Annotated in this window: 10 protein-coding genes; 1 reads left to right on the top strand and 9 read right to left on the bottom strand. The window is 33.1% G+C overall.

The window, feature by feature from the left end; all coding sequences use genetic code 11:
• Positions 1-597 (bottom strand): IS110 family transposase (locus HS1_RS13365; RefSeq protein ID WP_172793628.1); only part of this gene is annotated, 597 nt, incomplete at its 3' end.
• Positions 598-1,037: 440 nt separating this feature from the next.
• On the opposite strand from HS1_RS13365, the gene cas6 reads away from it, so the two are divergent.
• The gene (cas6, locus tag HS1_RS05635; protein ID WP_066062135.1) at positions 1,038-1,991 is read left to right on the top strand and encodes a CRISPR system precrRNA processing endoribonuclease RAMP protein Cas6; all 954 of its coding nucleotides are present in this window, start codon (positions 1,038-1,040) and stop codon (positions 1,989-1,991) included.
• A 169-nt stretch (positions 1,992-2,160) separates the two neighbouring features.
• Here cas6 and HS1_RS05630 read toward each other — a convergent pair whose 3' ends face one another.
• The 8 genes from HS1_RS05630 to cas10 form a co-directional block, all read right to left on the bottom strand.
• Complete coding sequence (locus HS1_RS05630; RefSeq protein ID WP_066062134.1) at positions 2,161-3,411, bottom strand: ATP-binding protein; 1,251 nt, start codon at positions 3,409-3,411, stop codon at positions 2,161-2,163.
• A gap of 101 nt (positions 3,412-3,512) precedes the next feature.
• Complete coding sequence (locus HS1_RS05625; RefSeq protein ID WP_066062131.1) at positions 3,513-3,707, bottom strand: hypothetical protein; 195 nt, start codon at positions 3,705-3,707, stop codon at positions 3,513-3,515.
• Positions 3,708-3,906: 199 nt separating this feature from the next.
• Positions 3,907-5,169 (bottom strand): ATP-binding protein, encoded by a 1,263-nt coding sequence (locus HS1_RS05620; protein ID WP_066062128.1) that lies wholly within the window; start codon positions 5,167-5,169, stop codon positions 3,907-3,909.
• A gap of 183 nt (positions 5,170-5,352) precedes the next feature.
• Positions 5,353-6,234 carry a PDDEXK family nuclease gene (locus tag HS1_RS05615; protein WP_066062126.1) on the bottom strand — a complete coding sequence of 294 codons (882 nt, stop codon included), beginning with the start codon at positions 6,232-6,234 and terminating at the stop codon, positions 5,353-5,355.
• 9 nt (positions 6,235-6,243) lie between these two features.
• Positions 6,244-7,137, bottom strand: a complete 894-nt coding sequence (gene csm4, locus HS1_RS05610) for a type III-A CRISPR-associated RAMP protein Csm4 (protein WP_172793654.1) — start codon at positions 7,135-7,137, stop codon at positions 6,244-6,246.
• A 4-nt stretch (positions 7,138-7,141) separates the two neighbouring features.
• Positions 7,142-7,987 carry a type III-A CRISPR-associated RAMP protein Csm3 gene (gene csm3, locus HS1_RS05605; RefSeq protein ID WP_066062120.1) on the bottom strand — a complete coding sequence of 282 codons (846 nt, stop codon included), beginning with the start codon at positions 7,985-7,987 and terminating at the stop codon, positions 7,142-7,144.
• Positions 7,988-8,009: 22 nt separating this feature from the next.
• Positions 8,010-8,480 carry a type III-A CRISPR-associated protein Csm2 gene (csm2, locus tag HS1_RS05600; RefSeq protein ID WP_066062117.1) on the bottom strand — a complete coding sequence of 157 codons (471 nt, stop codon included), beginning with the start codon at positions 8,478-8,480 and terminating at the stop codon, positions 8,010-8,012.
• 2 nt (positions 8,481-8,482) lie between these two features.
• Positions 8,483-10,813 carry a type III-A CRISPR-associated protein Cas10/Csm1 gene (gene cas10 / locus HS1_RS05595; RefSeq protein WP_066062114.1) on the bottom strand — a complete coding sequence of 777 codons (2,331 nt, stop codon included), beginning with the start codon at positions 10,811-10,813 and terminating at the stop codon, positions 8,483-8,485.
• Positions 10,814-10,937: the final 124 nt, after the last annotated feature.

Below are 10,937 nucleotides of genomic sequence, written 5' to 3'. Positions count from 1 at the left end.
CTTATATCTCGAAAAATCAGGATACCTTACCAGAAGCCTCAACATCTTCTTGCTGTCTGTATCACCAATCTCTAATATCTCAGGAGATACTTCTAATAGCCTTTTTCGAAGCCTGTTTTGCAACCTTATCTTCTCATCTATCAGGGTTTGTTGATGCCGAGACAGAATCTTTAACTTTTCATTGATTTTTGTTGCCTTCTCTACCGCAATGAATGCCTTTTCATTTTCAGCGTCTAAATAATCTCTTAATTTCAGCATTTTTGCTAACATTTTTGCGTCCCTTTTATCGTTACGCCATTCTGCCCCAAATACATTCCGAAATTGTTTTAATTTTAAATTATCTACATTGTATAAGGTGAATCCGCTCTCTATAAGTATCCGATCAAATGGTGCTCCGTATCCATTCTTTCCTTCAATTGCAAATGATATTATCCCACCTTCTCTTTTCTCAATCTCTCTAAATTCTCTAACTGCCTTATAAAATTCACTGAATTTGTGTGCTATCTTCTGGTCATACAAAATCTGTTCTTCATCATCCATGATAATTATGTGATGATTATCACTGCCAATATCGATTCCTCCAGATAACCTTTTCACGCCTCACCCTCCTTTATGTTTGATATTTTATGGCTCTGCCAATACCTTTATCCCGTCTATAATAGCCACTTAAAGGCACCTTTCCATTAGACAGGGTATTGGCAGGAGAACATCCGGCAATTCAAACCGAGTCACAATAATTCAACATTATTGACTGACCCCGTTAGCCACAAATGTTCCCCTAGCCATTTATCATTTATATCACATAAAGAAGGCTTCTTAATTTCATTCCCTATTTTTTACTCTCACTTTTAATTATAGACCCCAATTCCACTACGAAAGGAGGGGGAAAATGACTTTGCACTTTGCAATCTTCATTTTACATTGGAGCGAGGATAAGCTCTACAATTGTTACAAAAAATTGACACTCACATGATATTTTTATCAATATTTTAAAAACCAAGTTGCCATTTTATTTAAAATCCATATAATTGCTTACTGTGGATTTAAATAATCCTTTTTTAGCAGACCTCTCTATCCATCGTTATAAGGTCAAAATTAAGGCCTTAACTCCCTTTTTAATCCCCTATTTCCCTGGCTCTATGTTGCGAGGGACATTTGGTGTAGCCCTAAAAAGGGCAGTTTGCTTAAATAGAAAGCAGGTATGTAGTGATTGTCTGGTAAGAAAAACTTGTATCTATCACTTCCTATTTGAGACAGAAACCCAAAATTCCATTAAAGGTATTACTAATCCTCCCCATCCCTTAATCCTTTATCCTCTTGATTTAGGCGGAAAAAACATGAAAAGAAACTCTATATATCAATTTGGTTTTACTATTTTTGGAAAGGCAATTGATTATCTTCCCTATGTTATCTATGCCATAATAAAGATGGGTCATCTGGGCATGGGAAAAGGCAAGGGCAAATTTGACTTAAAAGAAGTCAGAAAATATACCTCTGAAAAACGCACCAAACAGGTTTTTAACCAATATGAAAACAGGCTCATTCCCCTGGAAACCTCACTAACATTGAAAAATATCTTTAAAAACAAATGCAAAGGGGAAAAACTAATCTTTAAAACCATCACTCCACTGCGGCTTAAGATCAGAGGGAAATTGAGAGATCATATAACTCTAAAAGACATCATTTTTGCCATCAGTCATCGGCTCAAAATTCTGAGCTTTCTTTATGGAGAAGGAGAGATAGACCTCCTTAAAAACCTTGATTTAGATAAAATACTAAAAGGCATCAAAACAGCAAGCCAATTTGAATGGACAGACTTCAAGCGTTTTTCTAAAAGGCAAGATACTCATTTGCACATTGGTGGCGTCATGGGCAAAATGACCATGACAGGCAATCTGTCTAAAATCTATCCCTTACTCAAACTAGGCCAATATATCCACATCGGCAAAAACACTGCATTTGGCCTGGGCAGGTATAAGGTAGTGGCCTGAAAATCGGCGTCTAGCATATTTTACCCCTTCTTTAGCTTCTTCCAAACTCACCAGCTCATCCCACCTTTTATTTTATTCTTATTTCTATCCATATTTCTTCACAAAGAGCTTCTTTACAATTTCATCAACTGTTCCCGGTTTTCTTTCTTCAGGATAAATTAAAGCTCTATCATGCTAGCAAATAAAGAAACCTTGAAGCATCTATAACAAATATGCCAGGAGTAACCTGTTTAAGGAAGTCCGGATGATAAATTACCTGAAAGGCATAAGGAGCATTTAATCTTTTTTTAAAATAAAGAAGACTAGGATCTAAATTTACCTCAGAGAGTTTGGTCTCTATTAACATAAACGGTTTACCGTTTTTTACAACCAAAAAATCTACTTCTTTCCCTTCCTTTGTCCTTACATAATAAAGTTCAAATCTGCCCCATCCCCACTCATTCCATGCTGAAAGAGTGCGTATAAGCTGGACAGCGATAAAATTTTCAAATCTTTTACCCCCTTCTGATAAAATTCCCCAATCCCAAAAATAAAGTTTTTTTTCTTTCTTGAGAGAACGACTTATTTTTCCCATAAAAGGGGAAATCCGAAAAAATAAATAGACCTTCTCCAATGCTTCTATCCATGTTTTTACGGTATTATATGCACATTCTAAAATATGGGCCAACTTATTTAAACTTACAGGTGCTCCTACTCTCTCTGGTAAAAGGAACACCAATGTTTGCAATCTTACTAAATCAGAAATTTTTGAAAGGTCCCTTATCTCTTCTGTGGTTAAAAGAGAAATATGTTCTTCTTTCCAGCGATTATAAAACTCTGCTCTGCCCATTAAAAATGGCTCTGGGAAACCAGAAAGTCTAAATAATGTTTCCACTGCTTCTTTAAAATCTGAAGACGGTAAGGTAATGTTTAAAGTATTTTCTGGATACCAACAATGTTTAAGAGAAAAATTTCCTCCTTCTGTAATATCCCTTGGACCAAGAGGAAACATCTTAAAAAGAAAATATCGCCCTAAAAGACTCTCTCCTGTTAACCGAAAAAGGTCAAGTCTAGCACTTCCACAGACTACAAACCTTAAAAAATGGCCAAATTCATCATAATAACCTTTTAATAAATTCTTCCAATTTGGATGTTTATGAAATTCATCAAAAACAATCCAATATTTAGGCATTAAGTTTGGTGCAGGAGGGGGTGGTATTTCAGGAAGGTTTTCTAAAAAAAACAAAGGGTTTTCAGCATAAAGTTTTTTTACACCCAAGATATCCCAATTGTAGTAATTCTTTTCCTGTCTGAGCGATTTAAGATGCAAAAGTGAAAGTGTGGTTTTCCCTATTTGTCTTGGTCCTGTTAGAAAACACATCCTTTTACCTAAAAACGAAGCAGAAAATGCCCACTTGCCAATGATTTGATATAAATTCATAAGACTTTTTTAACCCATTTTGCAAAATAGTCAAGACAATTTTACAGCTATATGAAAAATAGTCAATTAGTAGGGATTCTGAATAGTAATGCGCCTTCTTCCTATTTTTCAAAACTTCTTGGGTCTATAAAAATATGTCTTTTTCTAAAGACAATAGGAGCATCCCTAAAGGCAATCATTTTAAAGGTATCATTTGAAGTTAGGTAAACAGCAGGTATGGCTGACCCTATTTTTTCAACCCATTCAGGCACAGGCACATCCTCTTTTTGAGCAAGCCATTCAGCAAGAGAAGCCAAAAGGGCTAATATTCTTATCTCTTTAATCTCAGGTTTATCTTTTATTAAGGCATATTTTTGTTTTTTGGAATTAGCCCAATAGAATTCATTTTTGTGAAAGGATGCAATCTGCTTCTTTAAAAATTTGCTTTAGAGTATTTGCGTTTATTGTTTTCATAACTAACTACTTTTACCACATTTGTAGCCGTCAAGTAAATGTTTAGAATTTCCAAAACGGCAAACATAGAGCTGGAAGATAAATTATTTCAGAATGAAATTCCAAAATGTCTTTAGTAATAACAATAACCAATGACCCTTTTTCTGAATATCTCTCAATAAAATTCTTAATGGCCTTTGGAAATCGCTTTTGATTGCGAAATTTACTTTCAATTAGATAAAACTTTTCTTCTGAAACTACGAAGTCAATTTCTCCTCCTGCCAATGTGCGATAAAAATAAATATCAGAAATGGGAAACCTTTCTATAAGCTCACGATAAACAAAGTTTTCAACAACTTCTCCTGGAATTATGCGGTAATCATCATAGCCTCTTTTAAGGACATAACGCATTATGCCCATATCTCTTGCATATATCTTTGGACTCTTAGAAATTTCTTTTTGCACATTCCTAAAAAATGGGCTTAGGAATAAGAAAATAAAGGTATGTTTTAGAATGTCCAGATAGGAGTTAATGGTTTCAAAACGAATGCCCAATGTATTGCTTAATTCTGTCTTATTTACCAGACTACCTATTTGTGATGCAAGAATCCTTATCAAATTGTTAAAGGCAGAAACCTGTCTAATTTTCAAAAAGGCAGATACGTCTTTTTCCAGATATACTGAAAGGATTTCTCTTAAAATGCGTTGCTTTTTATCAGGTATTTCCTCAAACACAACTTCAGGATAACCTCCCCAACTGATATACTCTACAAAAAGTTCCTTTAACCTCTGGCCATAAAGCTCATAAATCTCTTTAATCTCACTTAAATCCGAAAAAGGGGCTTGTTTTACAAATGGTTTAGGAAACCTTAAAGAAAGAAATTCCAGAAAAGAAAACCGTTCTAAATGAAATTCTATCTTTCTTCCTGTCAGAAACTCTCTGGTTTTAGCAAGTTCAAGACTGGATGAGCTAGATACAATCAGTTTTACCTTTGGAGAAAGCCTGTCATGCAAAGCTTTCAAAAACATACCTGCATCAGGCAGATACTGTGCCTCATCTAACAAAAGATAAAGACGCCTTTGCGATAAAAGACCTTCCTGTTTAAGCCAATTTTCCAATGAAATAGGGTCTTTTAAACAGGGTTCAAACAACATCTGGTCCACAGGTAGATAAACTACCTTTTTACCTTTTGCCTCTAAATCTGACTTTAAGATGTGCAAAAGAGTAGTTTTCCCTGTCCTTCTTGCACCATGAATTACTAAAATATGTGGACCTTCAAGCCAGAAATAAATTTTGTCTAAAATATTACGCTTTACTAGATTCATTTGGTCTAAATTTTACTATTAGACTAGAAAAAAGTCAAGGGAAATTGATTTGCAGGCTTATGCACAATTTTCTACATCACAAATTCTTTTAGGAAAACAAAAGTTTGAACAGATAATGAATTGTTTTGGGGCTGTTTTAACATCCTATTCATGAAATTTTGGTTATTTTTTATGGATATATACTTAAGTTAACGATTTTCTTATTTCTTGAATTAAGCGCATCTTATCATCTTTTGATAAATCATTACTCTGTTTAAAACTTGGCAATTCAATCACTTTGACTCCTGCTGCTTTTGCTCTTCCTTTTAAATTATTTGTAGCTTTATCTCCTACTACTACAAATTTTTTTACATAAGTTCCCAAATATTCTCGCCTTGCAGGTAAAACTATTTGATTTACGGCACTTGTTTTATTACCAGATGTTTTTAATTCAGCTACTCCTACATGATTTCCACATCTTATAAGAAGATCCACTTGGATATTATTCAATCTTACTCCTATTATGACTTCATCTACTTCTCCAATTAAAGCATCTTTTACTGCTTTTTCAAATTTACCGCCTGGATCATCCTTTGTTTTGTTTGTAATTTGGTAATTAGAAATATGAGCCTCAATATGTTCTTTTAGACTTATTAATGGAGGGACAGAAATTTCCTCTAAAATTGGCGAATTATTTTTAAATTCATAATACATAAATACTGTTTTATTTTTTTCGCTTTGCTGATAAACAAAAGGGATTTTGTATTTTTCAGCAATTTTATAACCTGCAAAGGTCATAGGTTTAGTGCCACCTGTGAGATTAAAAATGATTTTCTTGTTTGTATATTTAATAAGCAGCCTCTCTAAAATTGAAATTATCTCATCCATTTTGTATGGATCTGTTCTACACGAGTCATCAATTAGAAAACGCTGTTTACTTAACACATTTTTCAATCTGTCTTTTACCTCTTCTGTAAGTTCTGTATAAATCATTACAACTTTAGAAGGCTTGAAATATTTTACAGGCAATAAATTAGGAATTGGTTGCTCACCGATAAAGGAAAACATTATTTCAAAATTTTCCATTTCTTCAGTTTATTTCTTTTCAGGATAAATAATCGGAACCGCAAAGGCATATGCGTATTGGATAACATTTGGTGCCGCTGGAGCAATGTTTTCAACTATACGACCATAAAAGTGTTTAGGTTTACCTTCTGTCTTAAATACTGAGCCAGTCTTTATCATTACCAAAGGCCTTTTAAAGGGATTCCCACAGTAGGTAAATACTTCGCCTAATTTACCATACTTAACGAAGACTTTATATAACCCTTCAGTAGGGTTATTTTTTGAAGGGCAAAAATTTGAAAGAGTAACAAAACCATTAGGATTTTTAACCTCAGGAAATTCAAATTCCTCTACTTCCTTTAAACAAAATTGACCTTTGCCAATAGATTTTTTCCTACCATACCCAAAATTTGAAAGTTTTTCAATTAGTTCAGTAACTCTTTCTTTCCAACTTTCAGAAACAACCTTTAAATAAATAGAAACATAGGAAACAATTATCTCTTCGAGATCATAAAGTCCACCTTCAGTAAAAGTAGTATAAGTGAGACGATTAATAGAATTATGAGTTGTTGTAACTTCATAAATAGAAGGCTCGATTGTCTCCAATTCTTCTAAAGATTTATCTTCTCTAATATGATTAAATTCAGCTAAACTTACAAAATTTCTTTTTTTAATTTCCTTCCTCAGTTCAGGATCTTCTACATTAAATTCAGCAGAAAATGGACGAGGTAAAAAATTCTCAGGAAAACCATCGGAGATAAGAAAAGGCGGATTCCCTTCCTTAAATGGTTTAAGGAATTTTTCCAATTCTTTTTCTTCTTCTAAATAGGCTATTACCCAACAAAGATGCCCAAATAGAGTATCAGCATGAAAAGGAGTAAGAAATCCACTATTTAGAGAAAGCTTAATTCTATAAGTTTTCATTTGGCTAAAAGTTTTCCCAAGGGTTTCCATCAATTTTCATTCCATAAAATTTTACTTTTCCATATCCTCGAGTACCTGAACCACCAAGATAGTCTTTTTCTAAAAGTTTTATACCTTTCTTTAATATTTTTACATTAGGATTATCTTCTGGCTTTTTACTCCCGCTTCCTTCATCTCCTTCAAATACTCGTACCACCACTTCCATTTTGAAAAGCGAGCCATCAATTACCCTTTCCATTTGTCTAGGATCAGAAGCACGTCCAGTGTAGCGATTTATAATGTTTTCTGACTTAATCTCAGCATAATGTAACCCCCTTTCAGTTGAGTATTTTTTAATATCTTCGAGGGTATATTTAGGTTCAGGAAGATTTTCTATTCCATTTATATCTTCCTTAGTTGCTAATTTTGCATCGCGAAAGATTAATCGGGAAGGTCCTAATTTATGCTCAACATTCTTATGAGGTCCAAATGCTCGGCAAATTTGACATGATTCTAATCCGCAGCCACAAGGCTCTCCATTCTTTATGGAGTTTAAATAATTTTCAAGCCTTCTCAATTTTTCTTTCCATTCTTTATGTTTCCTGTCATTTCCTGAAGGTTCTTCTTTCTTGATTTCTTCAATCTTCTGCTTAAGATTTGCAATTCTTTCTTTCTCAGTTGACAATTCTAATAAGCTTCGAATCTTACCTTTAAGAGATGATCCTGGAATATATGGTAATCCTGTTATAGGATGACGAATAATAGGATTTTCTGTTGTTGCTGCAATTTCTACTGTTTCTTTTGATGTTCCAATTCTACCTCCACTCCAATAAATATTACCTGTTATGATATAAAATTTTTCTAACTGCATAATTACCCCCCTTGATTAACTTTTATTTTGAATAAGCAATTATAGATCTAAAAAATTCAACAAATCCATATAATTCTCTTCCTGATGAGTCTTTTAAAGCAATGTTTATTCCTAATTTTATGAAGTCACAAAATGATTGAGGCACCACTTTGCGACGTTTTCTGTCCTCAGCCACAGTAATAATTCTCCAAAGTTGGGGTTTTATATCCTCAAAATTTTTCTCTTCACTGAAAGAAAAGGTTTCATGGGCATTACGAATCATACAAAAGAAAGTCCGGAGTTTATTCATTCCCATTTCTCCTCGTTGAAGTAACTTCGCTACCCTTTCTGGTATATCTATAAATACTTCTTTTTTTAATCTTTTTAATTGCTTATCTTGATAAAACGAACCCCTTATTGTTAATGAGTCAGGTAATCTTTTGCTTTCTTGACAATCCTTGCATAAAGAAAATTTAGGCTTTATTTGAGCTCCACAAATTTCACACTTTTTCATCCTTACCTCCTTGTATAAGTAAGCACGTACTCCATAATAGTCCTTAAAAATGGTAAATTTTTACTTCCTTCAATATGTCTTAAATCTTCTGCCCAAAGGAAGGCATCTTTTTGTTTTTCTAAAGACAAATTTCGAACAATATCATAAGTGAGGAGAGGAATAAATTTAAGATATTCTACTTTTCCTTCTTTGTTATATTTTTGATACATTTCTCCATATTGCCGAAAATTATAAACAAGAGTTCGAGAAACAATCCCATGCTTTAACCATTCTATTATTCTTTTTGTTTCAATAAGTATTGTTTCCAATTCATCCCAACCAAGCATCTGTTCAAATAAAGTTACTCCATCTTTAATCTTTTTGTTATTTTTATCCTTTCTATCTTTTGCTTTCTTTAACGCATTGTTTACAGAATTTACACAAAAAGAAATTGGAATGTGATGTTTAGCAAGGGAAATTCCAGCAGAAAAAGTAAGATCAGGATTATCTGCACAAAATTTGCTAAAATCTTTTCTAATTTCCCGAATAAAATTTATTACTTTATCCCATGGGCCTATTACAAACAAATCATCTCCACCTGCAAATACGGTATATATCTTCCTGAAATTTCTATGATTAGTTAATTTAAACTGGAGATACCCAGAAAAGAAAGTTTCTAACATCCTTGAAAATGTAGCAAACCGGGAAATGGAAGATTCTTCAGGTTTAAAGCCAGAGCGTAAAATTATTCCTAGATTATCAACATCTGCTTTTACATATCCAAGTAATTTATCTCCTTCAGAATTGTCAGCTATCTCATCAAAAGTAGCTATTTGACCCTTTTCTTCTACTTTTACCTCAGAAATATCTTCTTTAGTAGGAATATGTGTAGTTATATATCTAAATCCTCTTACTAAATGATTTATCTTTGAGTCATTTAAATTCAAAATAAGATAAGGATTTTTTTTAGTTACACTTTTTAGGTCTTTGTCATCCCATAATTCAAAAGAATAATTTAATATTTCAAACTTATGTGTAGGATCACTAAAAAAGGCAATATATTTCTTCTTTGGTAAAAGACTACCTATTTTAGTGTCAGTTAAACAATGTTTACAAAGTCCTTCTTCATCACCTTCTACCTGTGGATGTCTGCTGCAACTTTGACAGACTTTTCCGTCTCCTTCAACTGTTTCAGGACGCAAGAATTTTTCTTCATTCCACACATCTTCAGAAGAAAGTACTAATTTATGAGAGTAATATTTTTGATAATTAAGATTATCCCTTATTTTTTCTAATGCTTTTGAAAAATTTACTAGATCCTTTCCTGACAACTCTATGTTGGCTTGAGGAATGGAAAGTTCAGCATTTAACTCCTCAAACATCCATTTTTCACATTCTTCTTGCACTATTTGAATTTTACGATTAGTGTCTTTAAGATTTGGGACCAAAACATAAAAATTACCACCAGCCACAATTATTTGATTGCACAAGGGTAAGTTAAAGCTATGAAGTATTTTATGTGTAACAACTTCTGAAATAAGTTGAATATATAATGAACGCGCTCGGAGACGTTTGGCAACTTTTCCATGCTGAGGAAGAATGCTAAAGATATAATCTTGAATACCTGAAACATCACCTGCAATTAATTGAAAGGCTTTAGTTTCAATATTTAATTTTTCATCTAAATGTTCTTTGTGGTAGTCATAGAGACATATTGCAATTGCTGCAGTGGTCTTAAGGTGGTCAAACAATGAGACATCAGGTTCATGTTTATACGCAGCGCTAGGAATGCACCAAGTATATTTTAGAAGTAAAAAATACATCCATTCCACTAACTGAGAAGGTGACAATTTACTGAAATCTAATTTATCAATCTCATCGTTAAATGCTTTTAATAACTTTTTATACTCTTGATAGGAACATTTATCATCATCTATAGGGAATATGTCTGGGAAATTCTTTTTGTCTAAAAAAATAAGTCTATAATGTTTGAGCTTTTTGTCTTTATCAGAAATGGAAATCCTAGAAAAAATGGAAGTTAACCTTTTAGTAAAAGGATCTTTGTCTTCCTCATCTTTAAGTTCAATACGATCCATACCTGCTGAGATAGCATCAGCCAATGAAATATATTTTTCATATGCATGGTGATTAGCAATAGCAGACCTTATAATCTCTTTATCCTCTTTATTAAAAATAACTGTTAATTTTTCAGAAAGATTATCTTGAAACCATTTCTCACCCCAATGGCAGTGATTCTGAAACCTAGGATTAGCTTCAGTTCGTTGAACAAACTTACCTATATCATGAAGGAGAGCACCGAGAATTAAAGCTTGACGTGTTTCATTTTGATTCATTTTTTAATAATTTTTTTACCTTTGCTCTTTATTTAATAGTTTCAAACACTCATACGCCCAAGGGCCTTTGTTTGTGATTCTGATTTTGTTTTTCTCAACTTCTACCAACCCATGATGGTCAAAG

It is taken from the genome of Candidatus Desulfofervidus auxilii, from assembly GCF_001577525.1.
Lineage (GTDB): Bacteria > Desulfobacterota > Desulfofervidia > Desulfofervidales > Desulfofervidaceae > Desulfofervidus > Desulfofervidus auxilii.
The sequence above is the reverse complement of the archived record's forward strand: the minus strand, read 5'-3'. Positions and strand labels throughout refer to the sequence as shown.